The sequence below is a fragment of the Chloroflexota bacterium genome, assembly GCA_018829775.1.
Classification (GTDB): domain Bacteria; phylum Chloroflexota; class Dehalococcoidia; order Dehalococcoidales; family RBG-16-60-22; genus E44-bin89.
This window is the reverse complement of the sequence record JAHJTL010000038.1, coordinates 1-26941: the sequence shown is the minus strand read 5'-3', so window position 1 is coordinate 26941 and position 26941 is coordinate 1. Positions and strand designations below refer to the sequence as shown.

The window sequence follows — 26941 nt, the reverse complement described above, 5'->3', positions numbered from 1 at the left end:
CTTTCCTGAGATTTATACGGAAGGGTATTCTGCTCGTCAACATAATGCTACATAAATAAAATCTTTATGTCAAAAGCACTCCCTTACCGTTATCTCTTCCCCGTGTAAACCTTGACAGCGTAAATGATGTATGCTAGTCTGCATCACATAGCGGCAGGAGAGACCCGCAAGGGCGCCGAAGGGGAAAGTCCCTCCAGTGGAAGGATGAAACTCTCAGGCAAAAGGACTGCCCAAAATAACACCTCTGGAGAGTCCTTCAGCTGAAGGACACCGAAGGGGCAACCCGCTATAAACGGGTGATCTCTCAGGTAAAAGGACAGAGGGGCTAGTCTATAAAAAGTAGATTGGCCCCTTTTTGTTTGTGGGAAAACAGAATGAATCGGAGCCGGAGAAGGAAATGAATCTGCAGGAATATAGGTATTCGCAGGAGCACGAATGGGTCTGTGCCGAGCCTCAGGGCAAAGCGAGGATTGGAATCACCGATTATGCGCAGTCCCAACTTGGCGACATCGTCTTTCTTGATTTGCCCGAACCCGGTTCTCAGGTGGCACAATTTGAGAAGATGGGAGAGGTTGAAACGGTTAAAGCGGTATCCGACCTTTTCTCGCCAGCGAGCGGTAAAGTGCTGGAGAGAAATCAGGCCGTGCTTGATAACCCCGCACTCGTGAATGAGGACCCTTACGGGGCTGGATGGCTATTAAAGATTGAACTAAGTCAGCCCGAGGAGCTGGAAGTATTGATGAGCGGTGACGAATATAAGGAATTCGTCGCCGGGCTTTCGCAGGATGCTTCAGATTAGACGGGAGGTATCAAGGACAAATGCCTTCACCGTATATTCCAAATACTGACCGTGACCGCGCCGCTATGCTGCGTGATATCGGCGCCGGTTCCGTTGACGAGCTTTTTCAGGACGTCCCGGCGCAGTTTCGTGATGTCCGGTTTAACCTGCCGCCACCCCTCACCGAGCTGGAGCTCAAAGGGGAGTTACGTCAGCTGTCGCGTCAAAATGCCGCTCTGGATGACTATGCTTGTTTTCTCGGCGCGGGCTATTACCGGCACTTTGTTCCCAGCGTTGTCGGGCACATCACCGGGCGCAGCGAGTTCTACACCGCCTATACCCCCTACCAGGCCGAAGCCAGCCAGGGAATCCTGCAGTCGATATACGAATACCAATCGCTGGTCTGTCAGCTGACCGGAATGGAGGTCAGCAACGCCGGCATGTACGACGGCGCCTCGGCGGCCGCCGAGGCGGCCCTCATGGCCTGTCGCCTTACGGATAGAAAAGAGGTTGCTTTACTGTCAACGGTAAATCCCAGATACCGTGACGTCATTGGCACCTACGACAGCGGCCAGGATATAGCCATAAATGAGCTGAAGCCAGATTTTAAAGATTTATCCAATAAATGTGCCTGTTTGCTCGTGCAGCAGCCCAATTTCTTCGGCCACTTTGAAGAGGCAGAGCGCTATGCCGAGCTTGCGCACCGCGCCGGGGCGCTGCTGGTCGTTATCTTCGACCCGATTTCTCTCGGCCTTTTTCAACCGCCGGGAAACTACGGTGCGGACATCGCCGTCGCCGAGGGGCAGTCGCTGGGCAACCCGTTGAATTTCGGCGGGCCCGGATTGGGCATCTTCACCTGCCGCCAAGAACATCTGCGCCAGATGCCGGGCAGAATTGTTGGCCGTACGATTGATGTTGAAGGCCAGACCGGCTACGTTCTCACCATGGCCACCCGCGAGCAGCATATACGGAGAGAGCGAGCGACCTCGAATATATGTACCAATGAGGCGCTGGTGGCACTCGCCGCCACGGTTTATCTGGCAGCGATGGGGAAAGACGGGCTTCGCCGGGTGGCCGAGCTCTGCTACCACAAGGCCCATTACTTGGCCAGCTCTATAAATAAGCTTGAGGGCTATTCGCTGGCCTTCAAGCAGCCGTTCTTTAAAGAATTCACCATTCGTTGCCCGATACCACCCGAACAGATAAACCAAGCACTTCGGAAAGAAAAAATCATCGGTGGCCTTGACGTGAGCCACCTGGTGGACAACGGCCTGCTGCTCTGCGCCACCGAGATGAATTCAAGACGGGAGATAGACCGCCTTGTCTCCGCTCTGGGAGCGCTATGAAAAAAAGCAAGCACTATCTGTTGCCGGATATAAGCAGACCGGGTAAAGTCGGGTGCCGACTTCCCGAACTGGATGTACCAGCCGCCGAGCTTCCTCCCCGGGAATTTATGCGTCAGGAACTGGCGCTCCCTGAGGTCAGCGAAGCTGAGCTGGTGAGGTACTTCACCGCTCTCAGCAGGCGAAATTACGGCGTGGACACCGGATTCTACCCGCTTGGCAGCTGCACCATGAAGTACAACCCGAAATGGCATGAGGACATTGTCCGATTTCCGGGATTTCAATCGATTCATCCCTATCAGCCAGTTGACACGGTGCAGGGAGCCCTACAGCTTATGTATGAACTGCAGGAGCTGCTCGCCGAGATTACCGGGATGAATGCCACCAGCCTGGCGCCGATGGCAGGAGCGCAGGGGGAACTGGCCGGCCTGCTGATGGTCAAAGCCTATCACCGCTCACGCGGTGAAAAAGGTCGACGCAAAATACTGGTGCCAGACTCGGCACACGGTACCAACCCGGCAACCGCGACCATGTGCGGTTTTGAGGTGACCATCGTTAAATCCAATGGCGACGGCAACCTTGACTTGAAGCGCCTGACAGGTCTGATGAATGAAGAGGTCGCTGCCGTGACCCTGACCATGCCGACCACGCTCGGTCTCTTTGACCCCCGGATTGCCGAGATAAGCGCCATTGTCCACGATAGAGGCGGATTGCTCATCGGCGATGGCGCCAATTTGAACTCCCTGCTGGGAAAAGTAAAGTTCGGCGACCTCGGTTTCGACTGCGTCCAGCTTAACTTGCACAAGACGTTCAGCACTCCGCATGGCGGCGGCGGCCCCGGTTCGGGCCCGGTCTGCGTCAAGGGTAATCTGTCCAATTTCCTGCCCACACCGGTCGTTTCAAAGGATAAAAGAGAATACCGGTTCGCCATACCGCCAAAATCAATCGGCAGCCTTGGCACTGCCTACGGGAACTTCGGCGTTATGGTCAAAGCATACGCCTACATCCGCTCGCTGGGCGCCGAAGGTTTAAGGGAAGTCAGCGAAAACGCCGTTCTCAATGCCAATTACATTAAAGAGAAATTGAAGCCATACTATCATCTGCCCTATGACCGCACCTGTATGCACGAGGTGGTTTTCTCCGGCAAAAGACAAAAAGCGAAGGGAGTCGCCACGCTGGACATCGCCAAACGCCTGCTTGACTACGGTTTTCACCCACCAACCATCTATTTCCCCCAGGTGGTTGAGGAGGCCGTCATGATAGAGCCCACCGAAACCGAGAGCAAAGAGACGCTCGATGCCTTCATCGAAGCCATGGTTGAAATTGCCAGGGAAGCTGAGGAAAATCCGGAATCGCTGCGTTCTGCACCACACAGTACTCCCGTGAGAAGGCTGGACGAGGTCAATGCCGCCAGAAAACCGGACCTGCGCTGGAAGTTGCCATGATGGAAACGTCGGACATCGACCTGATCTGCCAAAAAGGATACATAGCGCAATATATCGGAACAGTCCCATACCAGGTCGCCCTGAATCAGCAGGAGACGTTAAGGCAGCTCAGAGCGGAGGGTCGAATTCCCGACGCCGTCCTGCTGCTCCAGCACCCGCACGTATATACCGTAGGGCGGTTTCGAGGCAAAGAGGATATCATTGTCCCGCCGGAAAATATCCCGGTGCTGCGGACCAATCGCGGGGGCAGCATCACCTATCACGGGCCGGGGCAGCTGGTCGGTTATCCAGTTCTCGACCTCAGGGCGAACGGATTAGGTGTCCGCGAATATATCTGGAAACTGGAGGAGGTCATCATCGGGCTTCTTAGAAGTTTTGGGATTGAGGGACAGCGCAATGGTAACCGCCCGGGAGGTGTCTGGGCAGGCGACCGGAAAATGTGCTCCATAGGCATCAACGTCAGCCACTACATCACCACGCACGGGTTTGCCCTCAATGTCAACAATGACTTAAAATATTTTGACCATATCAGGCCTTGCGGCATGGAAGGAGCATCAATGACCTCGATGGCGGAGCTTCTTGGTCGCCCGGTGCCATTTGATGCGATTGTGCATAACTGGATACGCTTATTCTCGGAGGTATTCGCTCTGAAGCGAGAAATGAACCTGGTGCTCCCTGTTGAGGAGGTCGTCATTGTCTAGATTGCTTCTGGCAAGACATGGCAATACCAAAGGCAACAGCGCAGAAAGGTTCTGGGGGCAGACCGATGTTGAGTTGAGTGCCGAGGGGATATGGCAGGCCGAGCGACTTGCTGACCGCCTTGCCAAGGTAAAAATCGATGCCATTTATGCGAGCCAACTGAGCCGGGCTTCGGCCACCGCCGAAATCATTGCCTCTTATCACCGGCTGGATGTTAAAACCTGCCCGGAACTGCTGGAGATAAATTTTGGCAAGGTGGAAGGGCTGTCCTTCAGTGAAATTGGTCAACGCTATCCGGAACTGGTCAAGGCCTGGCCGACCCGGGACCCCTCTTTTTGTTTTCCCGAGGGCGAAAGCATCACTGACCTCGACCGGCGGGTTATTAGATTCCTCAGCCGTCTCGATAAACATGTAACCGAGGACACAGTCCTGGTGGTTGCCCACAGCGGGGTGCTGCGCCTTCTGCTCTGCCATCTGCTGAAGATAGATATATGTCACTGGCGGCAGCTCCGCACCGATTTAGCCTCGCTCAGCATTGTGGAGACCCATTCGCACGGCGCTACATTGAATTTACTTAATGATACCTCTCATTTACACTAGGTAAAGGCTCTCGTTCACCTTTTCTCTCACCTTCGACTGTGCTATACTTCTAGTGTAAATATGTTTCCCAGTTAAAGACGTTATGGCTGACCTTGAAGAAGCAAAAAAGAGGGTTGAAAAGCTAAGGGCCGAGATAAACCATCACAACTACCGCTACTATGTGCTCGACAGCCCTGAAATCAGCGACGCTGAGTACGACGCGTTGATGCGGGAGCTGCGGCAGTTGGAGGAGCAGTACCCCCAGTACTTAACTCCCGATTCACCTACCCAGCGCGTTGGCGCCGAACCCCTGGAAGCCTTCGGTGTGGTGGAGCATCCAATACCCCTGCTGTCCCTCGGCAACGCCTTCTCCAGCGAGGAACTGCTCGCCTGGCATACCCGTATTTCACGGCTGATTGGCCACGCCGACTTCGACTTTGTCGGCGAGCACAAAATCGACGGACTGGCGGTTGCCCTGACCTACGTGAATGGCCGATTCGCCACCGGGGCTACCCGCGGCAATGGCTTACGCGGCGAGGATATAACGCAGAACCTCAGGACCATCAAAAGTATCCCTCTGGCCGTGCCGAAAGACGCCCCGCCACGATTTGAGGTGCGCGGCGAGGTATACCTGCCTGTAGCCGGCTTCCACAGGATAAACCGGGAAAGGGAAGAGGAGGGACTGCCATTGTTCGCCAATCCCAGAAATGCCGCCGCCGGCTCGGTGCGCCAGCTCGACCCCAGGGTTACCGCCAGACGCCCGCTGGACCTTTATATTTACATGCTCGGTTACGCCGAAGACGGGGCGACACCATCGACCCACTGGGAAACGCTGGAATACCTCAAGTCGCTTGGCTTCAAGGTTAACCCCAACAACCGCCATCTAACTGATATCAAGCAGGTTGAAGATTACTACCAGGCCTGGATGGAGAAACGGGAAAACCTCCAGTATGAGGCCGACGGCATCGTGGTCAAAGTGAACCAGCTTGAGCTGCAGAGGAGATTGGGCGATGTCGGCCGCGAGCCACGGTGGGCAATCGCCTATAAATTTCCTGCGGTACAGGGAACCACCAAGCTAATCGACATCGGTATCAGCGTGGGACGGACGGGCACCCTCAACCCCTACGCCATCCTGGAGCCGGTGTCGGTGGGCGGGGTGACCATCAAGCAGGCAGCCCTCCACAATGAGGACGACATCAGGCGCAAGGACATCCGCATCGGTGATACCGTAATCGTCCAGCGCGCCGGCGAGGTCATACCCGAGATTGTTGGGCCGGTCGTCAGCAAGCGCACCGGAAAAGAGAAAGAGTTCAAACTTCTGGATACAATCTTCGATAAAGAAAAGGGGCGTCCGGCGTGTCCGGTCTGCGGGAGCGAAGTTATCCGACCTGAAGGCGAGGCGATGTATTACTGCTCCAACGCCGCCTGTCCCGTTCAGGCACAGCGGCGAATAGAGCTCTTCGCTTCACGCGGGGCCATGGATATAAGAGGTATCGGCGAAAACCTGACCATCACCCTGTTCCAGAAAGAATTAATTAAAGACATCGCCGACCTGTACTATCTGAAAGATAAAAAAGAACAGCTTCTCGGCCTGGAGAAAATGGGCGAGAAAAGCGTCAGCAATATGCTCGATGCTATCGAAAAGAGCAAGAACCGACCGCTGGCCCAGGTTCTTCTGGCCCTCGGCATACGCCATATCGGTGGGGAAACCGCCGAGCTTTTGGCCAGGGAATTTCACAGCATTGACGCGCTGGCCGAGGCTTCCCGGGAAAGACTTGTGTCCATTGAGACCATCGGACCGAAGATTGCCGACAGCATCATCGCTTTTTTCCACGAGGACGCTAACCGTGATATCATTAAAAGATTAAGGGAAGCCGGAGTCAAGCTGGAGGAAAAGCCAGTCAAGGTCGAGGCATTGCCTCTCTCCGGCATGGAATTTGTCCTCACCGGCACCCTTGAGTCATTTTCCCGGAAGGAAGCCGAGGAACGAATCAAATCCCTCGGCGGCGCCACGGGCAGCAGCGTGACCAGAAAAACCACCTGCCTGGTGTTCGGCGCCGACCCCGGTTCCAAGCTGGACAGGGCCCGGAGTCTGGGCACGAAGATAATGAACGAAGCAGAGTTCCGGCAATTACTAAGCCAGAAAGCCTGATATGAAATTAATCGTTGGCCTGGGAAATCCGGGGTTGACCTACTCTCGCAATCGGCACAATATCGGCTTCATGTGCCTGAACCGATTGGCCAGAAAGCATGGGATACGCTTTGCCCGCAAAAAGGGACAGGCAAGGGTCGGCGAGGGTGAAGTTGCCGGCACAGAGCTGGTACTGGCCAGACCGCAGACTATGATGAACCTTAGCGGACACTCGGTGAGCCGCCTTGTGAAACGATATAAAATCCGCCCTGAAGACCTGATTATCATCCATGATGACCTTGACCTGCCGCTGGGCAAAATACGCATCCGTCAGGGAGGCCGGTCCGGCGGACATAAGGGTATCGAGTCAATTATCGAAGAGCTGGAAAATGCCGACTTCATTCGCATCAGGGTGGGCATAAGCCGACCTGATTATGTAGACAGTGCCAACACGGATAAAGACGCTGAGGTCATCGACCACGTGCTCAGCGATTTCGATTCCAGCGAGAATAAAATCGTCGCCGAGGTCATAAAGAAAGTCGACGAGGCCATATTTTGCCTCCTCAGCGAAGGTCTGACCACAGCGATGAACAAATATAACTAAAAGCCGCTTTTACATGATAGCCCTCTTTGCCTTGGCACAGGCTAAATGCTATAATTGTGTAATTATACCCCCAGATATGAGAGAGCAGAAGCGGTTTATCGCCGTTATTGGTGGCAGCGACCCTACGTCAGAGGAAACAAGACTGGCGGAAGAGGTGGGGCGGGAACTGGCCAGAAAAGGGGCTGTGCTCGTCTGTGGGGGATTGGGCGGCATCATGGAAGCCGCCTGCAAGGGAGCAAGCGCTGAGGACGGGCTGACCATCGGCATCCTACCCGGAGGCAGTCGCCAGACAGCTAACCCATACGTGCAGGTTCCAATCGTGACCAGCTTAGGCGAAGCGAGGAACGTGATAGTGGTGAAAAGCGCCGAGGCAGTGATAGCCATCGATGGTGGCTACGGTACCCTGTCCGAAATCGGCCATGCACTGCGCAATGGCATACCAGTCATTGGCCTGAATACCTGGTCGCTGTCCCGAAACGGTCAAACAGATAACTCAATTATACTCGCCCAGAATCCGGCTGATGCGGTAAACAAAGCGCTTAAAACGATAAATAGCTGACTTTGAGGAAAGAGCATGTCAGAAACAACAACCGTCGAACAGGTTAAAGGTAGAGAAATCCTCGATTCGAGGGGCAATCCGACGGTAGAAGTAGAAGTAATGCTTTCAGATGGAACGATTGGGCAAGCAGCCGTTCCCTCGGGGGCCAGTACCGGCACCTACGAAGCGGTGGAACTCCGCGATGGGGATAATAAAAGGTACGGTGGTAAGGGTGTCCTCCAGGCGGTAAATCATACCAATACACGCATCGCCTCCGGCATTAAAGGAATGGCCGCCACCGACCAGGAAGCCATTGACCGTAAACTGATAAAGCTTGATGGCACCGATAGTAAATCGCGACTGGGAGCCAATGCCATTCTGGGAACATCTCTGGCGGTGGCCCATGCCGCAGCAAACTCCCTGGACTTGCCGCTTTATCGCTATCTTGGCCAGGTCGACGGGTATACCCTGCCGGTACCATTGATGAATATTTTGAACGGTGGCAAACATGCCGCCAATTCTACGGATTTCCAGGAATTCATGGTAGTGCCCGCCGGTGCCTCCAGCTTCCGTCAGTCCCTGCAAATGGGCACTGAAGTCTATCATTCGCTGCAAAAAGTCCTGAAGGACAGAGGGCTCAGCACCAACGTCGGCGATGAAGGAGGCTTTGCCCCTCCCCTTCCTTCCAACAAAGAGGCCGTCGAGGCGGTGCTGGATGCAATTGAGAAAGCGGGCTACCAGCCCGGTCGGGACTGCTTTATTGCCCTTGACCCGGCCGCCAGTGAATTTTACCAGGACGGCAGGTATGTGCTGGCGCGCGAAGGCACCAGTCTCAGTTCAACCGAGATGGTGGAGTTTTATGTCAAATGGACAGCAGCCTATCCGATTATCAGCATCGAAGACGGCATGGCTGAGGACGACTGGGACGGCTGGAAACTTATTACCGTAAAACTGGGTAACAAAGTACAGCTGGTCGGCGATGACCTCTACACTACCAATGTCAGTCGGCTGAAACGAGGTATTGATATTAAAGCTTCCAATTCCATCCTCATAAAGCTCAATCAAATCGGTACCCTTACGGAAACAATCGCTGCCATCAGGATGGCACAGGATGCGGGATGGACGGCGGTCGTCAGCCATCGCTCCGGCGAGACCGAAGACACGACTATCTCGGACCTGGCGGTTGGCCTCAATGCAGGTCAAATCAAGGCCGGCGCTCCCTGTCGCTCTGAACGCACCGCCAAATATAACCGCCTCCTTCGGATAGAAGATGAACTGGGGCAGTCAGCGCAATTTGCTGGAACAGGGGCCTTCGCCAGCGTAAGGCCACATCAATAATATTATCTGTTAAATCACAAATGACGCGGGGGGAATGAAGATGACAACCAGAATCGGAATCAACGGTTTCGGTCGCATCGGTCGACTGACCTTTCGCACCATCAACCAGTACCATAAAGGTGAACTGGAAGTGGTGGCCATTAACGACCTTACTGATACCGCAACCAACGCCCACCTGCTGAAATGGGACAGCACCTACGGCCGCTTTCCAGGAACAGTAGAGGCCAGCGATGACGCTATCATTGTTGACGGCAATAAGGTGAAGGTCATCTCGGAAAGAGACCCCGCCAACATACCCTGGCGCGACCACGGTGCAGATATCGTCATCGAGTCAACCGGTCTTTTCACCGATGCTGCCAAGGCTTCCGCCCACCTCAATGGTGGTGCCAAAAAGGTGATTATATCCGCCCCGGCCAAGAATGAGGATATCACCATCGTCCTCGGCGTCAATGAGGAAAAGTATGACCCGGCGAAACACACCGTAGTCTCCAACGCCTCCTGCACTACAAATGGCATCGCCCCGGTGGTCAAAGTGCTCCACGATAACTTCGGTGTGGATAAGGGACTGATGACCACTATCCACGCTTACACCAATGACCAGAAAATCCAGGACATGGTGCACAAGGACCTGCGCCGGGCGCGTGCCGCCGCCATGAACCTTATCCCCACCACCACCGGCGCCGCCCATGCCGTTACCCTGGTTATCCCCGAGCTTAAGGGCAGGCTGCACGGCATGGCCTTTCGTGTCCCCGTGGTCACTGTCTCGGTCATAGACTTCGTTGCTGATTTGAAGCAGGAGGTAACCGTTGAGCAGGTCAACCAGGCATTCAAAGCCGCCGCCGAAGGACCTCTGAACGGTATCATGGAATACTGCGAGGAGCCTCTGGTCAGTATGGACTTCAAAGGCAACCAGGCCAGTACCATTGTCGATGCTTTGAGCACCATGGTCATTGGCGGCAATATGGTCAAGGTCCTTGCCTGGTACGACAACGAGTGGGGTTATAGCTGCCGTCTGGCCGACCTGGCTGCCTTTATTGCCAATAGGGGGCTGTAACAAAACGGACAAAAGATGTTATAGTATACCAGTTGCCTGTACTAGAAAAAGAAATGAACTGCTATCGTCTCTTCAAACAGCCAGGGGGGTTACTTTTGAGGGAGGGACTTTTTTCTACTCTATCCAGGCGCCAATTCCTCACTCAATCTGCCTCAAACGTGTATTTGTAAAAAGTATATCATTGACATTACATAGAAATAATGCCTAAAATAACACAAATTAAAAAATAAGGTAAAAAATGAAATTAATTATAGTTGGTTTTGGACAGTGTGGCGGTCGAATTGCTGATGAATTTTCCCGATTAAACCGTAAGGCGCACGTCCAACGTGGTATTGATATCATCGCCAACGCCTATGCCGTTAATACCGATGTTGCCGACCTCAGTGGCCTGACTGGCATTAGACCAGATTATCAGCATCGCATCCTCATCGGTGGCCGAAAAACTGGCGGACACGGTGTCGGCAAGATTAACGAGCTTGGCGCTGAGATTGCCAAAGAGGACGGCGATAAGATTATTGAAACGATACGAACCAGCAAACGCTTCGTGGAAGCAGACGCGTTTCTGCTGATAGCCGGTGCAGCCGGGGGTACTGGCTCCGGCGCGCTTCCCGTTATCACTCAACTTATCAAAGAGCGCTATGTGGATAAGCCGGTATATAATCTCATAGTCCTGCCCTTCGAACATGAAGAGGCCACCGAGGAAAGAACCATATACAATGCCGCCACGTGTCTGAAATCTGCCTATCTGGTCTCCGACGCCATCTTCCTGGTTGACAACCAGAGATACGTGATGAAAGACGCCTCAATCAGGAGTAATTTGTCCAAAATCAATTCCCTCATTACCGCGCCATTTTACAACCTGCTTTGCGCCGGCGAAGAAAAGAAACCCCAGTACATCGGAGCGAAGATACTTGACGCCGGCGACATTATACAGACACTGACCGGATGGACGGCAATTGGTTATGGACGTTCTGAAATTTCACTGGCCAAGAAAATCATGACCCGGACACGCGATTTTAGAAACAAGGCCGCGGAAGCGCAGAAGGGAACCCAGGCCATGGACGAAGCGATCAGCGGTCTCTCACTCAAGGTCAACCCCATAGATTCTAAGAGAGCTCTTTACCTGGTTTCCGCCCCACCCAAGGAAATGAACGTCGACCTCATCAAGGAGCTCGGTACCTACCTCAAGAGCCTTGCCCCCGAGGCGGTCATCAGAAGCGGTGATTATCCAAGAGAAAAAGGAATGCTTGATGTTACCGTCATCCTATCGGAACTTAGTGACGTGGAAAAGGTAAGGAGCTACTTCACCAAGACTCTCAGCCTCATTACCGCACTGAAGAAGAGACAGGAAGGAATCGAAGACAAGTACCGGGGAATAGAGGTCACCCTCAAAGATATCCCGTCTTTAATCTAACTAATAAATTACCAATCACACACAAGTGTATCAGCCACACTAGGAAGTACTTAGATTGCCATACTACGGTAGTTATCTTGATAGCTTGGCGTATATATTCCAGGCCTGGTCCATGGTCTCTTCACGGAGTTGCCAGGCTCCAGAAAGCGCTTCTTCCCTCCTGCTCTTGGCCGCCTCTACCCGTTCCTCGCATTGCTTATCCGTTTGATCCTTCGCCTTTTTAAACGCTCTCTCTGCCTGGGAGATAGCATCATCACGGGCTTTAAGTGCAGCGGCTACATTTTCATCGCGTGCTGCCATCGTCTCTTTTATCGCCTCATCATAGGCATTCTTCGCCTGCTGCTCGGCACGCTTGTAGGCTTTGGCAATTTGTTGCTCATTGGCCCGATAGGCATTGGCCACCTGTCGCTGCGCTTCCATAAAAGCAGCGTAGGCTCTTTCCGCCTGTCCCAATACCTCTTCAAGTGGCTTGACCGATTGTGTTTCCACCTCGGCGCTAGGTTGCTCAACTTCTTCAGGAACGGCTTCGACCGTTTCTTCAACTACCTCTTCGGTTTCCTCACTAACCTTCTTGGTTTGTTCCCTTGGATTCGCCATCGAGTACCTCCTGTATTAATATTACTGATACACTGATATGTGATTGGTTTCTGAGTGATTTATTTACCGGTCCCTTCATCCTCCGCGATATTATCTTCACCGTCCGATTCGTTTTTCTTGGTCTCATACATTCGTGCCAGAAAGTCCAAACGCGCCTCTATCTTTTCCTTCCCTTTGCCTCGTACTGCTTTTGATTTTCCCTTCACATTGGATTCCTTGGCTCTACCAATTGCTTGGGCAAAAGCCTTGAGTGATGCCTCAGCCGTCTCCTCATCAGTTTCTCCAGCTACCTCAGCAACCTCCTCTTCTTCACGAGGTTCCTCTACCTCGCCGATCGCCTTTTCAAAAGCCTCGAATGATGTTTCCGCTGCGTCCCTTGCTTCCTTACCGGCTGCCTCAACACGGAGTATGGCCTGCTCAAATGCCTTTATAGCCGTTTCCGCTGCCTCTTTGGCAACCCGTGTCGTCTCGTCGGTTGCCTCCCTGGCAGCACGTACCGTGGCCTCAGTAGCCTCTTTGGCTGCCTTCGCAGACTCTTCAGTTGTCTCTTTTGTCCCCTGACTTATTGTCTCTGCCCGGCTTATCGCTTCTTCAAAGGCTTTCACCGAAGTTTCGGCCGCCTCTCTAGCGACTCTGGTAGCCAACCTAGTAGCTTCTTTGACTGCTTTGATCGATTCATCTGCCGTATCTTTGGTTTCTTTGCCGATTGCCTCTGCCCGGATTATCGCCTCCTGAGAGGCTGCGGTCGCCGCCTCCGCTGCCTCTTTGGCAATACGCATTGCTTCCTCAATTGCTTCCTGAGCTGCATGTGCTGCCGCTTCGTTGGTTTCCCTAGCTTCCCGTCCAATATCTTCAGCTCGACTTATCGCCTCCTGCGAGGTAGTGGTTGATGCCTCAGCAGCTTCCTGGGCAACTTTAATCGCCTCCTCAGCGGCTTCTTGGGTTGCCTTGGCAGAAGCTTCGGCGGTTACCCTGGCTTCCTGACTAATTTGTTCTATCCGACTTATCGCCTCTTCTGAGGCTATGGCTGATTTCTCAGCTCTTTCCCGCGTGGTCCTGACCGCTTCCTCAGCTTTCTCCAATGTCTCGCTGCTCATCGCCTCCACACGGTCAATCGCCTCCTCAAAGGCCCTAACTAGCTCGTCATGCGCTGTTTTTATCTCATTTCTTATGTCTTCCGCCCGGCTGGTCGCTTTCTGGGACTCCCGGGACGATGTTTCCGCCGCCTCTCTGGAGACTGCAATTGCAGCATCAACAGCCTCTTTGGTAGCCATAGTGGCCGCATCTATTGCTGCCCTATTTTCCTTGCTTATTACCTCGGCTCTGCCTATTGCCTCCCGTGAAGCCCTGCCAGAATTATCTGCCGCCAATCTCATATCTTTGCTTATTGCCTCAGCACGGATGATGGCTTCCTGTGAGGTTCTCAATGATGTTTCGGCAAGTCCTTTAGCATCGGTACTTATTTTCTCCGCCCTGAGTGCTACTTCCTGAGTTGCCTTTGACGCTGCCTCAGCCGTTTCCTTTGTCGTCCGGCTGACTCTGTCCGCTTTGGCAACGGCTTCTCTAGCTTCCTTTACCGATGCCTCAGCAGCTTCTTTGGCCTCACGGTTGACTTTCTCTGCCTTGCCGGCAGCTTCTTTGGCTATCCGGATGGATTCTTCGGCAGCTTCTTTGGCGGTCCGACCAGCTTCTTCAGCTTTATCAAGTTCCTCTTTAGCCGTCTTGGCTGCAGACTCAGCAACTTCTTTGGCTTCGCTGCCTATCTCACTGACCCGATTCAGCCCTTCCTCTGAGGAAACATATGCCGCCTCCGCCGCTTCCATGGCCTCCTTGCTTATCTCTTCGGCACGGTTGATGGCTTCCTGAAAACGTTTTGTAATTGCCTTGGCTGCTTCCTTCGGAGTATGAGCAGTTTCTTCAGCTCGTTTTATCGCCTCTTCTGCAGCTCTAATGGCTGCTTCGGCGCCTTCTCTAGCTTCCCGGTTTACCTCTTCCGCACGCTGTATCGCCTCTTCAGCTGCCCTAGCGGCGGCCTCGGCGGCTTCTTTCGCCTCCCGGCTGATCTGCTCCGCGCGTTTTATCGCCCTCTGGGCAGCCTGAGTAGTCGCCTCTGTCGCCTCCATCGCGGCGCGACCCAGCTGTTCCGTTCGGGCAACTGCCTTTTCCAGGTCACTAATATCGTGCCCGGCGTCATCCAGTACTTCCTGTGATGGTGCTTCTCTTGCCATTAACCCCCACACCAGATTGTTTTACACAATTCTAATATAGGTATTATAGTTTTTCAACATTTTTTGTGGAAAATAAGGCTTCCTGAACAAAAAATGACCCATTGACCAGCCCAGTGCCAGCTTCATTTTATGCGCCCACTATTACATTATTGCCAGGTACTTTATTACCAGGAATATCGGCGGCTCTTTTAGGTGAAGAGATTGACATTATACCATAAGTGTGCTTAAAATAACTAAACTCTATCATTATATTTAGAGGTGGGTTATGAAACTAGTAGTTGTAGGTTTCGGACAGTGCGGTGGTCGAATAGCGGATGAGTTCGCCCGATTGAATAAGAAGGCAAAAAGCTCGCGTGGTATTGAGATAATCACCGGTTGTTATGCGGTCAATGCCGATGCTGCTGACCTGAGTGGGCTCACGAACATCAGAAAGGACTACCAGCATAGAATCCTCATCGGTAGTCGTAAGACCGGCGGCCATGGCGTGGGTAAAATAAATGAACTCGGCGCTGAAATCGCCCGAGAGGACGGCGACAAGGTAATCGATGCGATAAGGACCACGAAGCGGTTCTTTGAGACAGACGCATTCCTGTTTATTGCCAGCGCTGCCGGTGGCACCGGTTCCGGGGCAATCTCAGTGATGACACAGCACATTAAAGAACGCTATGCTGACAAGCCAATTTACAACCTCATTGTTCTTCCCTTTGAGCATGAAGAAACCACCGAGGACAGAACCATATATAATGCCGCCACCTGCTTGAAATCGTCCTACTCTGTGGCTGATGCTATATTTCTGGTGGATAACCAGAGATTTGTCCGCAAGGATTCTTCGATCAAAAGTAATATTTCAAAAATAAATTCCATGATCGCGGAGCCTTTTTACAACATGCTGTGTGCCGGGGAGGAAAAGAAAGCCAAGTACATTGCCTCAAAGGTGCTTGACGCCGGCGATATCATCCAGACGCTGGTTGGCTGGACGGTAATCGGATACGGCAAGTCAGATATTCCTCTAATCAGGTTCCGCCGTGAATCAAGGCGCGATTTCAGGGCCAAAGGCGATGAGACCCTTAAGGGCGTCCAGGCTATGGATGAGGCTATTAGTGAGCTGTCGTTGAAATGTAATCCCGTGGATTCAAAGCGAGCCCTGTACCTCATCTCGGCACCAAGCAAAGAGATGAACATGGATATGGTCAAAGCTCTCGGGGATTACATGAGGGATATTGCGCCGGAAGCTCTGATCAGAAACGGCGATTATCCACGCGAGAGAGGCATGCTCGATGTTACCGTCATCCTGTCCGAGCTAAGCGATGTGGAAAAAGTGAGGACTTACTATACCCAGTCTACACAGCTTATCCCTGAATTCAAGAAGCGGCAGGAAGAAACCGAGGTCAGACTGAGAGCCATTGAAGATGCCTCCAAAGATATACCCTCCCTGCTCTCCTGAAACAAACTAGACCGACAAGCCAGCTTTACGGAAGGAGAATCAAAATTCGTCTGAGTAAAGCTGGCTTTTTATTCTTTTAACTACGTGGAACATTAGCGCAATGCTGGACCACTGGTGTTTAATGTTCAGAACTTGACTTTATAGCGGACAGCGACTGCCTAGAAACACCACCACAGATAGGTTATAATAAATAAAATGGCTTCCCAGGTCTTTTACCGTCGGTGGCGTCCGCAGACCCTGGCCGAAGTGGTCGGCCAGGAACAGGTAACCAAGACGCTGCAAAATGCCCTGATTAGCAACCACGTATCTCATGCCTACCTTTTCTGCGGACCTCGCGGTACCGGTAAGACCAGTACTGGACGCATTCTCGCCAAGGCAGTCAATTGTCTCACCAATGAAGGCAAGGGCGAACCCTGCAATTCCTGTGAGATGTGCCAGGCAACTACCGAAGGCAGAGCCCTGGATGTCATCGAAATCGACGCTGCCAGCAATACCGGCGTGGACAACATCCGGAACCTCCGAGAAAGGGTCAATTACGCGCCAAACCAAGCACGCTACAAGGTCTATATCATTGATGAAGTACACATGCTGAGTACCAGTGCGTCCAATGCGCTGCTCAAAACCCTTGAAGAGCCGCCGCCGCATGTCATCTTTGTCCTGGCCACCACCGAGGTGCATAAAGTCCTCCCCACCATTATGTCGCGCTGCCAACGCTTTGATTTTCGACGCATATCCCAGAACGATGTGGTGACCAAACTGACCCAAATCGGCAAGAAAGAGACCATTAAAATCGAGCCAGAGGCTCTGAAGCTCATCGCCAGGGCCGCTACCGGCAGCCTGCGAGACGCGGAAAACCTTCTGGAACAGCTAACGACCTACTACGGTAAAAAAGTCACCTTAATGCAGGCCCAGACAATCCTGGGCATCACCGGCGACTGGCGAGCCAAAGAGATGGTGAGGCACATTGTCAATAACGATGTTACCGCCGGGGTATCGACCATAAACGGCATCAACAGCGATGGCCTTGACCTGCGCCAGTTCAATCGCGAACTGGTGGCATATCTCAGGGCGCTGCTCCTGGTGAAAACCGGCTCTGCCGAATCGATAGACCTGCCCGCCGAGGACATTGAAGAATTGAAGGAACTGGCCGGCAAGGCTTCCTTATCTCAGATATTAAAGGCGGTAAAGCTCTTCGGGCAGCTTGACCTCGGCCTCGATAATTATTCCACGCTGCCGCTGGAGCTTGCGCTGGTGGACGCAATCCTGCCTTCCGCCAAAGAACCGCCGATGGTAAAGGCAGAACCTGAAGCACGCCAGCCGATGAAACCGGTGGTCACAGAAACGCCACCACTCTCACCAGAAAAGCCAGCGGCTAAAGAAGAGCTTCCCCGCAAACCAGCGGTGGAGCAGAAGCTTGAACCAGAACCGGCGCCTGCAATAGAATCAGTCCCAGCGCCAGAACCGGAAGAGGAAAAAGGTGAACCGGAACCGGAACCAGAATCAGAATTAGAACCAGCGCCTGCGCCGGCTTCGACCGAAGCTGCCCCGTCAATCCCCACTGAAGCCGGTGGTGAGGAGATTGAAAACCTGCAACTGAACTGGCTGAAATTCATCCGTGACGCCCCATCCAGCATGAGCCGAACCCCCGCCGCCGCCCTGCTCAGAAGTGCCAAACCGAAAGCCGTTGAGAATAATACCATTATCCTGTCGTTCAAGTTCCCGCTGCACAAGGAAAATATGGAGAAGACGGACAATCAGCAGATAGCGGAGCAGATAATCAGCAACTTCCTGGGTCGTGCCTGCCGCGTTCGCTGCGTCCATGAGCCGGAGGCAAACCACCTTATCGAAGAAGCCCTGAAGATAGGTGCCCAGATAATTGAATCGGAGGAGAAATGAACAAGTTCATGTTCCAACAGGCCCAGAAACTCCAGGCAAAACTGGCCCAGGCTCAGGAGGAATTGAGCAGCCTGACCGTCGAAGGCAGTTCTGGGGGTGGTGCCATTAAAGTCACCATGAACGGGCAGCAAAAAATACAGTCGGTCGAAATATCACCAGAGGTGGTCAATCCGGAAGACGTTGAACTCCTGCAAGACCTGGTACTGACCGCGGTCAGTGAAGCCCTGGCCAAGTCCCAGGAATTGGCGACCAAGCACCTCGGAGGGCTCACCGGCGATTTCAAAATTCCCGGTTTAACCTGAGCAGTTGAAGGAGATACAGCCTTGGAGCAGAACGTTCTTCCCCATGCTGATGTAATCGATAATCTCATTCAGGAGTTCAATAAACTGCCCGGCATCGGGCCGAAGAGTGCCCAGCGTATCGTCTTCTATCTGTTGCGTGCCGGTGATGAGCAGAGCAAATTCCTTGCCGAAGCGATACTTTCCCTGAAGCGCAAGATAACCCTCTGCTCGACCTGTTTTAACGTAACCGAATCTGACCCCTGCTCCCTCTGCCGCAATGACAAGCGTGACCCCAGCCAGATATGTATTGTTGAGCAGCCTCAGGACATTCTGGCTATAGAGCACACGGGTATTTATCACGGAATGTATCATGTTTTACACGGTGCTATTTCCCCCACCGAAGGCGTCGGCACGGAGGATATCAGGGTAAGAGAACTGATGAACCGACTTAAAGACGGTTCGGTGAAGGAAATTATCCTGGCCACCAACCCCAACCTTGAGGGAGAGCAGACCGCCATGTATCTGAGCCACCTGATAACGCCGCTGGGTATCAGGGTTACCCGTCTTGCACGCGGGCTGCCTTTCGGCACCGAACTTGAATACGCGGATGACGTCACCCTCACGCAGGCTATTGAGGGCAGGCAGGAATTTTAGCTAAGCATAAACAAAGGAAGTGTACTAAATTGCAGGAACTTCCAGATAATCCTAGCTGGTTACTTAAACAAGCAGTTCGTGCCTTTGATAAAAAACATTATAGACGCGCAAGCTGCCTTTGTTGGACGGAACTGCGTCGAAATCCGAACGATTACTTCGTCTTATGCTTGTATGCGAATAGTCAATACCGTTTAGGTGGCAGATATAACGACCACAAAGCTGCTTCTCTTTATAAGCGAGCTATAGAGATTAATCCATCTCTTCCCCTTGCTCACGCAGGTCTTGGTATGATTCATTACTCAAATGCACGAAGGATACACCAGGAATACCCTTCATCAATATTTCCAGGAGGCTCTTGGGTAATGTTTGCGGATGAATCAGACCCTGAGGAACCATCTATCTTAAAGCGTAAGGGTTTTGCGGATTACGAGTATGGCAATAGAAAAGTGGCAATGAAGGAATTAGAGAAAGCTGCAAATCTGGCAAGCGATATAGATGACAAAGTTGAACTATTATTAATGGCTGCGGAGATACATTGCATTATCAACAATGAAGACGGAACAAAAGCATACAAGAAGATCCTACGTATCGCGCCTGATTGTATTCCTGCTCACTTTCATCTTGCGGGTTGCTATGCAGCTACTTATTATCTTCACAAACAATCCCCACCTACTTCTTATTATGGCGAGCATTTCAGTGGCAATGATAAGCTCGCCCTCAAGGAGTACAAGTTTATAAAAGAGGGTGCGCCTGAACTAGCTACCGATTTAGAATCAGTACTAGCCGATTTTAACATAAAGGTAAATAGATAGGTAATTTCAAATACAAACCTAAAATTTAAGATGTTACCCTGACCCGAGCCCTTGAGGGCAGGCAGGAATTTTAAGGTTTGGCTTAACAACGGTACGCGACTTACAACAAATTGCATTCTTCTTATGATTTCATACTAATATCATAATTTTTACCTTCAAGGAAGATATGAATTCAATTATGGATAAGAAAACTTACTGGGATAAGCGGTTTCAGGACGAGGGCTATGTGTGGGGCACATCACCGAGCCAGACCGCCGCGCGTGCAGTAGAGATATTTCGCAAAAATGGAGTGCAAAGGATTCTGGTTCCCGGTTCTGGATACGGACGAAATACAAAACTTTTTTCGGAATCCGGCTTTGATGTTACCGGCATTGAAATATCAGAGGTCGCCTCTGAAATGGCCAGGGAATACGACCCGCAGACCAGGACTCGCAGCGGCTCCGCCCTGGACATGTCCTTCGCTCCTGAGCAATACGATGCCATATACTGCTATAATGTCCTGCATCTTTTCCGTGAGAAAGAGAGAAAATTATGTTTAAAGCAGTGCGCCGATAAAGTAAGAGACGACGGATTACTGTTCTTCGTTGTTTTCTCGGAAAAAGAGCCGAGCTTTGGCAAGGGCCAGGAAGTGGAAAAAAACACCTTTGAAAGCCGACCAGGAAGACCGGTGCATTACTTTGCCGAAGCCGAACTGCGCGATTATTTTAAAGATTTTCAGATAATTGAGTCAGGAATCGCCGAAGATACGGAGAACCACGGAGAAGGTCCACACACTCACGTCCTTCTATATATTCTGGCACGGAAACCCGGGTAGAGTGTTGGAATGTCAAAGTCGCGTACCTATCAGACAGAAGCCATCATCATCAAAAAGACCAAGCTGGGGGAGGCCGATGTCATTTTCACCCTCTACACGCCGCACCTCGGCAAGATACAGGCTTTTGCCAAAAGCGTCCGCAAAACAAAGAGCAAGATGGCTGGACACCTGGAGCTCCTTACCTACAGCCAGGTTTCACTGGCCAGAGGGCGCAATCTGGATACCATCATCGGCAGCCAGACCATCAACGGCTTCCTGCCCCTGAAAAGCGACCTCTGGCTCACCTCCTGCGGGCTCTACGCCATTGAACTGGTCAACCAGTTTACCGCCGACAGCGTTGAAAACTTAGCCCTGTTCCAGCTACTGCGGGCAACAATGGAGCAGCTATGTCTGACAGGCAATAGAGACCTGGCATTGCGCTATTTTGAACTACATCTCCTCGATGAAGTCGGCTACCGACCTCAACTTCAGCAGTGCGTTTCCTGCCAGAAACCGCTGGAACCGGTGGACAACTCGTTCAGCCCCGGTTCCGGTGGTATGCTGTGCCCGGACTGCGCTGTAAACCATCCGTCAAGCTACCCGCTTTCCGTCAATGCGCAGAAGGTATTGCGCCTTCTTCAGGACAGCGACTATAGCGCGGTCGACCGTCTGAAAATAGATGCCGGGCTTTCCCGGGAGCTGAATCGAGTAATCAGCAATTACCTCAAATACCTCCTGGAACGGGAAGTTAAGTCGGCCGCCTGGCTGGATACGCTGCGGGAGCAGATGAAATAATCTGCCGCGACACTCAACCCTTTACCAGAATTCTGGAATGGCCTTTTATGGTAAATATGGCAGAAAATATTCTGGAATTGCGGGCGTGGCGTGAGGGTTAAACCTACTATCTTGCTCTAAGGTTTATTCTTTTTAGCGGGTTTGGGCTTCGAGTAGTTTTTTCTACCACAGAGGTGGCATATCCATATTTTCGGAATTGGCTTTGTATAAGGCCAAGCAATCATTGTATTACAGGCCTTGCATCTACTTGAAAAATGCTGCTTTTCTTGATTATCTAGCACGTTGTCATTATATCAGTGTTGTATCTTGTATAGCTATGTCAATGCCACAGCCTGTTTTGAGGCTTCCAGAGGCCTGTACAGTGGCAAAATAGGGGTATGGAATGTGTCAGTAATGATACTGGTCAAGTGAGGGGTATAGCACGTCAGATTTGTGCGTGGTAAATAGGGACGGATGCGTTAGAAAGTGCTCTGCATTACTGTACTCGACATTACGTCACAATACAAGGCTTTATAGAACCTCAGATTACTGCATGGGTGAGTAGGATGTTGGCCGCATAATCGTGTTGGTACTTTTAAGGACTATCGATCCATTTTTATGTGTTTCTTCCATCACCTTGAGCCATTCGGGGTCACTTACAAAAGCATCCCACTTTTCCTGGCGTTCTTTGAGGCTCTCCCAGGCAAGGATATAAGTCAGTGTGTTGCTTGGACCTATTACGTTCTCCCAGAAACCTACGGGGCGAATACCTATCCTCTCCCAGATTCTCGTGGTATGCCTCGCAAATCGGTCATTGATGTCCTTCATTCTAAGCGGAATAATCTCATAGACCCTTAGTTCATAAAGCATTTCCTGAACCTCCTTATTTTCCTCCGTTTTAAAGACTTTTTATTGTGCGTCGTCAGCGATTATGGCACACCTGAGTTATAGAAACTTTACTAGGCTGACTTCGTCCTGTCAAGCTGAATCCTGTAATAAGTAAGGCGGGCTTGAGGTATTCCCTCACCCGCCTCTATTTCAGGGCTAATACTGGCTGTGCTATACTGTGATGGAAAATGGATACACACTCGTTTGATTCGAAACTGACTGTCTTATAGGTGCAGAAATGGCGACCAGACTGAACCGCATAACTCAGCAGCGCCGTGAGAAGCTGGAACGGCTTCGTGGACAGGGCATCAATCCCTACCCGCACCGCTACCAGTGCAGCCATACCACCCAGGAGGCTATTGCGCTGCTCGAGCAGCACGAGGCGGGGCAGGCCGAAGAGAAGCAGGTCAGCGTTGCCGGGCGGATTATGGCCATCAGGCGGATGGGGAAAAGCGCTTTCGCGGATATCCACGACGGCTCGGGCAAGATACAGCTGCTTTTTCAAGATATAGATAAACTTTCCAGAGAGCAGGGCCAGCTTTTCCAGGAACTGGATATCGGTGATTTCATCGGTGTGCAAGGACAGGTAATCCGTACCAGGACCGGCGAGCCGACCGTCGGCGTGAAGCAGTTCACCCTGCTCGCCAAGTCGTTGCAGCCGCTGCCGGAAAAGTGGCACGGCCTCAGCGATGTTGACACGAGATATCGGCAGCGCTACCTTGACCTCATCAGCAACCCGGAGACCAAGATAACTTTCAAGACCCGCAGCCAGGTCATCAATGCCATACGGCAGTATCTCAACGAGCACGACTTTATTGAAGTGGAAACGCCGGTGCTACAGCCATCGCCCGGGGGAGCATTGGCCCGACCCTTCGTCACCCATCACCATGCCCTCGACCAGGACTTCTATCTGCGCATCGCGCCGGAACTCCACCTCAAGCGACTTATCGTCGGGGGACTGGACAGGGTCTATGAACTGGGTCGCATCTTCCGTAATGAAGGCGTCTCCACCAGGCATAACCCCGAGTTTACCATGCTGGAAAGCTACCAGGCCTACGCCGATTACAACGACGTTATGGATATGCTCGAGGAAATGGTAGCCTGGGTGAGCAAAAAGGTGATGGGCACTACCAAGATTAAATACGGCGATTATAGTATAAACTTCAAGCCTCCCTGGCCACGCCTCACCCTGCGCGAAGCCGTTGAGCAGTACAGCGGCATTGACTTCGTCACGTACCCCACCGCCGACGGCCTGCGGGACCGGATGAAGGACAAAATGAAGGCCCTCGGGCTTAAGGTCGACCCGGAGAAAAACTGGGCCAAGCTGGTGGACGAACTTATCTCCACCTTCGTTGAGCCGAGCCTTATCCAGCCCACTTTCCTCAAGGACTACCCGGTATCGATGTCGCCGCTGGCCAAGACCAAGCCCGGGGAGGACCGCGTTGTGGAGCGCTTTGAAGCATTTGCCGGCGGCATGGAAATCGCCAACGCTTTTTCTGAACTCAATGACCCGCAGGAGCAGCGGCAGCGCTTTGTCCAGCAGAAGAAGGAGCGCCACGAGAAAGACGAGGAAAGCTGGACCATTGACGAGGACTACCTGCTGGCCCTGGAATACGGCATGCCCCCGGCCGGTGGTCTGGGAGTTGGTATCGACCGCCTGGTGATGCTGCTCACCAACCAGCAATCAATCAGGGAGGTTATCCTGTTCCCGCAGCTCAGGGAAAAACCATAATAAAATTGAAAGGGAGTTCTAGAGGGGCGAAGCCCCTCTTATGTAACCATTCCCCCTCTCCTTCAAAGGAGAGGGGGACAAAAGGGGTGAGGATGACAATAATCGTAACTGAAGAGGAAATCCATGCTTGACCTGAGATTTATCCGTGAAAATACCAAGACCGTTGAGGAAGCGCTGAAAAACCGCCAGGACAGCGCCCCCATTGACGATATACTTAAACTTGACGCTGAGCGCCGGCAGAAAATACTCGAACTGGAGAACCTCAGACACACCCGCAAGGAAGCCGCCAGGGAAAGAAAAACGGATAAAGAGTCCGCCGAGGGTGCGCGCGACCTGCGTGCCACTGTACGCGACCTTGAGGAAGAGGTGAAGGGCTTGGATGGCCAGCTTGAGGACCTGCTATTGCAGGTGCCCAACGTTCCCCACCCCTCCGTGCCGGTCGGCAAAGGCGAAGAAGACAACGTGGCGGTGCGGACGTGGGGAGAGCCGAAAAAGTTCGGCTTTACCCCCGCTCCCCACTGGAAGCTCGGTGAAACGCTGGACATCATAGACTTTGAGCGCGGCGTGAAGCTGTCGGGGACAAGATTCTACGTGCTCAAAGGTCTGGGTGCCCGACTCCAACGCGCCCTCATCTGGTTCATGGTTGACCTCCATACGGGGAAACATGGCTATCATGAGATTTACCCGCCGTTCATGGTGAGACGCGAGTGCCTCATCGGCTCAAGCCAGCTGCCCAAGTTTGCCGATAACCTCTACCACGACCCTGAGGATGATTTCTGGTTCGTGCCCACGGCGGAGGTGCCTCTGACAAATCTCCACCGCGAAGAGATTATCCCTTCGGGTACTCTGCCCTTTAATTACGTTGCCTACACCGCCTGCTTCAGGCGGGAGAAGATGTCGGCGGGGAAGGACACGCGCGGCATCAAGCGCGGCCACCAGTTCGACAAGGTGGAGCTTTACAAGTTCACCGAGCCGGAGGCATCTTACGACGAGCTGGAGAAAATGGTCGTTGACGCCGAGGAGGTCTGCCGGCAGCTGGAATTGCCCTACCGCGTCTCCATGCTCAATACATCGGAGCTCGGCTTCGCCTCGGCCAAGTCCTATGACATCGAGGTCTGGGCCCCCGGCTGCGGGGAATGGCTTGAGGTCAGCTCCTGCTCCAACTGCACCGATTTCCAGGCACGTAGAGCCAGTATCCGCTACCGCCCCACCCCCGACTCCAAACCCCAGTTCGTCCACACGTTGAACGGCTCCGGCCTGGCCCTGCCGCGGATAATGATAGCCGTCATGGAGAACTACCAGCAGAAAGACGGCACCATTCTGGTGCCAGAGGTGCTGCAGCCGATGGTGGGGGAGAAGGTGATCAGATAGCTACCTATTTTGAACAGCGGTTCACTACACCGCTGTTTCCTTGAGGAAAAGAATAATTATAACCAAACTAGTTTAAATGGTATCTTATCCAACAAATAGTTTTTTCTAGATGATTAATTAATGCGCTATTTCTTGGGAATAGAGAGCCATTATATATATTGAATTGTTGAAATAATTCTTTTTTTATTTGTTTCTTCGCCTCGCCGCAAATCAGAACACAAAAGTAACTCTGCTTATTTAACTCTACTAAAGGATGCCACCAAATAAATGCACCTAACCGCGCCTTTAACCGTTTATCAACATCAACCAACTTGGGGGATGCAATAGGCTCATATAGAACGGGCACATTATGAGGCAGTTCTTGTTTCTCATTATCCTCATACAATTCAAAATAAGAGTTCGGTATACCTTGTTCGATGTCTTTCCAAGTAATACTGTCAAGCGGTTTTGTTTGTGGCCTATATGAGTCTCTGGGGAATATGAAAACCCACCCATCTTGATCAAAGTACTTCTTGTTATAACATGCAAAATACAAAGCGACCAACTCATTTTTAGTTACATCTAATAACCTAGTTAAGTAGTCTCCTTCTTCCCAGTAGTGTTGGGTGAGATGTGCCCAATCTACCGCTTCCTCAGATATGTACTTCGCGAATGATTTACCAGTATTAGACCTTTGAAATCTGTAAATCTCGTTGACTTCTTTAGATGTGATATGATTACCCTTTTTTAGTGGTGAGAGGTTATGACATCTTCTAATAATTACTGGCTGTAGATATGTCTTATATGTTTTTCCTTCTCCCCTATAAACAAATTCTGGTATTTTCGGATCTAGTTTTTCCGCATATCGTAGGTTATTAATGGCTTGTTGGAATTCTGACACTGATCGAATTCCTTCCTTATTAGCCTTGTATATCGGTGTATTAAAATCCTCCCAACGTTTGTATAAGCCGCTATAAACAGAAGCACATTCACCCTTATGTTTCTCTAACGGAATCATACCTCTAGTATAGCGGAAACGACTTGGTTCAATCTATTATGGACTATGGGTTTGGAAGTCCCCTTAGTTATTAAATCACCAACTTGACTTGCTTTAAATAGAAATCCCCCTCCTTCTCTAGTATAATACTTTCTAGTCCGGAGGGGTGTCCGAGTGGCCTATGGTGACGGTCTTGAAATTTGTCAGCAGCTGACCTGCCCCCCGAAAAGGAGTCCAGTTATAATGTTAGTATAAGATAACAATTGCTTGAATTGTTAACTTTTCTAATTTCAGCCCCTGTCCTTGACCGCGAATGTTCTAGCTGCATTCAGGAACAGGTCCGATACGGTGCCCTCCCACATCACGTCGTCAGTCACCATTTTACCCACAGTATGTATCTGCTCAGTTGCCCTTTCGATGGCTCGTTTGACCTTCGGATGGTCGAACTGACCCGGCACTTTCATGTCCAGAGAAATGTCATGTACACCGAACTTGAAAAAGTCCATCCCATCTACCGTCAGAATCTCCAGCAGGTTTCGGAATCCTTCCTCCTCCTCGATCATTCCGCAGAT

General features: G+C 51.9%; 25 protein-coding genes and 2 riboswitches. Of the genes, 20 read left to right on the top strand and 5 right to left on the bottom strand.

Annotated elements, in window-relative coordinates; all coding sequences use genetic code 11:
- Positions 1-144 precede the first annotated feature (144 nt).
- Positions 145-239, top strand: a riboswitch (glycine riboswitch).
- Positions 240-329, top strand: a riboswitch (glycine riboswitch).
- Between the two features lie 68 nt (positions 330-397).
- The 11 genes from gcvH to KKD83_04035 all read left to right on the top strand — a co-directional run bounded on the left by gcvH (position 398) and on the right by KKD83_04035 (position 11923).
- Positions 398-799, top strand: a complete 402-nt coding sequence (gene gcvH, locus KKD83_04085; protein MBU2535333.1) for a glycine cleavage system protein GcvH — start codon at positions 398-400, stop codon at positions 797-799.
- A 20-nt stretch (positions 800-819) separates the two neighbouring features.
- The gene (gene gcvPA / locus KKD83_04080; protein ID MBU2535332.1) at positions 820-2124 is read left to right on the top strand and encodes an aminomethyl-transferring glycine dehydrogenase subunit GcvPA; all 1305 of its coding nucleotides are present in this window, start codon (positions 820-822) and stop codon (positions 2122-2124) included.
- A complete protein-coding gene (gene gcvPB / locus KKD83_04075; GenBank protein MBU2535331.1) occupies positions 2121-3566 on the top strand; it encodes an aminomethyl-transferring glycine dehydrogenase subunit GcvPB in 1446 nt (481 codons plus the stop codon). The genes gcvPA and gcvPB overlap by 4 nt, the downstream gene beginning before the upstream one ends.
- Positions 3563-4267: a lipoyl(octanoyl) transferase LipB gene (lipB, locus tag KKD83_04070; protein MBU2535330.1), complete on the top strand. Its 705-nt coding sequence runs from the start codon at positions 3563-3565 to the stop codon at positions 4265-4267. Before gcvPB ends, lipB begins: the two co-directional genes overlap by 4 nt.
- Positions 4260-4865 carry an alpha-ribazole phosphatase gene (gene cobC, locus KKD83_04065; GenBank protein ID MBU2535329.1) on the top strand — a complete coding sequence of 202 codons (606 nt, stop codon included), beginning with the start codon at positions 4260-4262 and terminating at the stop codon, positions 4863-4865. The genes lipB and cobC overlap by 8 nt, the downstream gene beginning before the upstream one ends.
- Before the next feature lie 82 nt (positions 4866-4947).
- Positions 4948-6996, top strand: a complete 2049-nt coding sequence (gene ligA, locus KKD83_04060; GenBank protein ID MBU2535328.1) for an NAD-dependent DNA ligase LigA — start codon at positions 4948-4950, stop codon at positions 6994-6996.
- 1 nt (position 6997) lies between these two features.
- The gene (gene pth, locus KKD83_04055) at positions 6998-7579 is read left to right on the top strand and encodes an aminoacyl-tRNA hydrolase (GenBank protein ID MBU2535327.1); all 582 of its coding nucleotides are present in this window, start codon (positions 6998-7000) and stop codon (positions 7577-7579) included.
- A 76-nt stretch (positions 7580-7655) separates the two neighbouring features.
- Entirely contained in the window at positions 7656-8138 is a 483-nt protein-coding gene (locus tag KKD83_04050) for a TIGR00725 family protein (protein ID MBU2535326.1), read from the top strand.
- 15 nt (positions 8139-8153) lie between these two features.
- Positions 8154-9455 (top strand): phosphopyruvate hydratase, encoded by a 1302-nt coding sequence (gene eno / locus KKD83_04045; protein MBU2535325.1) that lies wholly within the window; start codon positions 8154-8156, stop codon positions 9453-9455.
- Positions 9456-9495: 40 nt separating this feature from the next.
- Positions 9496-10509, top strand: a complete 1014-nt coding sequence (gap, locus tag KKD83_04040; protein MBU2535324.1) for a type I glyceraldehyde-3-phosphate dehydrogenase — start codon at positions 9496-9498, stop codon at positions 10507-10509.
- A gap of 238 nt (positions 10510-10747) precedes the next feature.
- A complete protein-coding gene (locus tag KKD83_04035; protein MBU2535323.1) occupies positions 10748-11923 on the top strand; it encodes a tubulin/FtsZ family protein in 1176 nt (391 codons plus the stop codon).
- Between the two features lie 72 nt (positions 11924-11995).
- On the opposite strand, the gene KKD83_04030 is transcribed toward KKD83_04035, so the two are convergent.
- Together KKD83_04030 and KKD83_04025 are read right to left on the bottom strand one after the other, a co-directional pair.
- Entirely contained in the window at positions 11996-12520 is a 525-nt protein-coding gene (locus tag KKD83_04030) for a hypothetical protein (protein ID MBU2535322.1), read from the bottom strand.
- Positions 12521-12579: 59 nt separating this feature from the next.
- On the bottom strand, positions 12580-14748 hold the full coding sequence (locus KKD83_04025) for a hypothetical protein (protein MBU2535321.1): 2169 nt from the start codon (positions 14746-14748) through the stop codon (positions 12580-12582).
- 265 nt (positions 14749-15013) lie between these two features.
- On the opposite strand from KKD83_04025, the gene KKD83_04020 reads away from it, so the two are divergent.
- The 7 genes from KKD83_04020 to recO all read left to right on the top strand — a co-directional run bounded on the left by KKD83_04020 (position 15014) and on the right by recO (position 21423).
- Positions 15014-16192, top strand: coding sequence for a tubulin/FtsZ family protein (locus KKD83_04020; GenBank protein MBU2535320.1), 1179 nt, complete (start codon positions 15014-15016; stop codon positions 16190-16192).
- A gap of 195 nt (positions 16193-16387) precedes the next feature.
- The gene (dnaX, locus tag KKD83_04015) at positions 16388-18088 is read left to right on the top strand and encodes a DNA polymerase III subunit gamma/tau (GenBank protein MBU2535319.1); all 1701 of its coding nucleotides are present in this window, start codon (positions 16388-16390) and stop codon (positions 18086-18088) included.
- On the top strand, positions 18085-18390 hold the full coding sequence (locus tag KKD83_04010; protein ID MBU2535318.1) for a YbaB/EbfC family nucleoid-associated protein: 306 nt from the start codon (positions 18085-18087) through the stop codon (positions 18388-18390). The genes dnaX and KKD83_04010 overlap by 4 nt, the downstream gene beginning before the upstream one ends.
- A gap of 21 nt (positions 18391-18411) precedes the next feature.
- On the top strand, positions 18412-19023 hold the full coding sequence (gene recR, locus KKD83_04005; protein ID MBU2535317.1) for a recombination mediator RecR: 612 nt from the start codon (positions 18412-18414) through the stop codon (positions 19021-19023).
- 29 nt (positions 19024-19052) lie between these two features.
- Positions 19053-19835, top strand: a complete 783-nt coding sequence (locus KKD83_04000; GenBank protein MBU2535316.1) for a hypothetical protein — start codon at positions 19053-19055, stop codon at positions 19833-19835.
- A gap of 178 nt (positions 19836-20013) precedes the next feature.
- Entirely contained in the window at positions 20014-20649 is a 636-nt protein-coding gene (locus KKD83_03995) for a class I SAM-dependent methyltransferase (GenBank protein MBU2535315.1), read from the top strand.
- 9 nt (positions 20650-20658) lie between these two features.
- Positions 20659-21423, top strand: coding sequence for a DNA repair protein RecO (gene recO, locus KKD83_03990; protein MBU2535314.1), 765 nt, complete (start codon positions 20659-20661; stop codon positions 21421-21423).
- A gap of 525 nt (positions 21424-21948) precedes the next feature.
- Here recO and KKD83_03985 read toward each other — a convergent pair.
- A complete protein-coding gene (locus tag KKD83_03985) occupies positions 21949-22272 on the bottom strand; it encodes an NIPSNAP family protein (GenBank protein MBU2535313.1) in 324 nt (107 codons plus the stop codon).
- Positions 22273-22528: 256 nt separating this feature from the next.
- On the opposite strand from KKD83_03985, the gene lysS reads away from it, so the two are divergent.
- Complete coding sequence (lysS, locus tag KKD83_03980; protein ID MBU2535312.1) at positions 22529-24022, top strand: lysine--tRNA ligase; 1494 nt, start codon at positions 22529-22531, stop codon at positions 24020-24022.
- Positions 24023-24145: 123 nt separating this feature from the next.
- The gene (serS, locus tag KKD83_03975; protein MBU2535311.1) at positions 24146-25393 is read left to right on the top strand and encodes a serine--tRNA ligase; all 1248 of its coding nucleotides are present in this window, start codon (positions 24146-24148) and stop codon (positions 25391-25393) included.
- A 67-nt stretch (positions 25394-25460) separates the two neighbouring features.
- On the opposite strand, the gene KKD83_03970 is transcribed toward serS, so the two are convergent.
- Together KKD83_03970 and KKD83_03965 are read right to left on the bottom strand one after the other, a co-directional pair.
- On the bottom strand, positions 25461-26390 hold the full coding sequence (locus KKD83_03970) for an FRG domain-containing protein (GenBank protein ID MBU2535310.1): 930 nt from the start codon (positions 26388-26390) through the stop codon (positions 25461-25463).
- A gap of 269 nt (positions 26391-26659) precedes the next feature.
- Positions 26660-26941, bottom strand: a 282-nt coding sequence (locus KKD83_03965; protein MBU2535309.1) for a hypothetical protein, incomplete at its 5' end; no start/stop codon positions are given.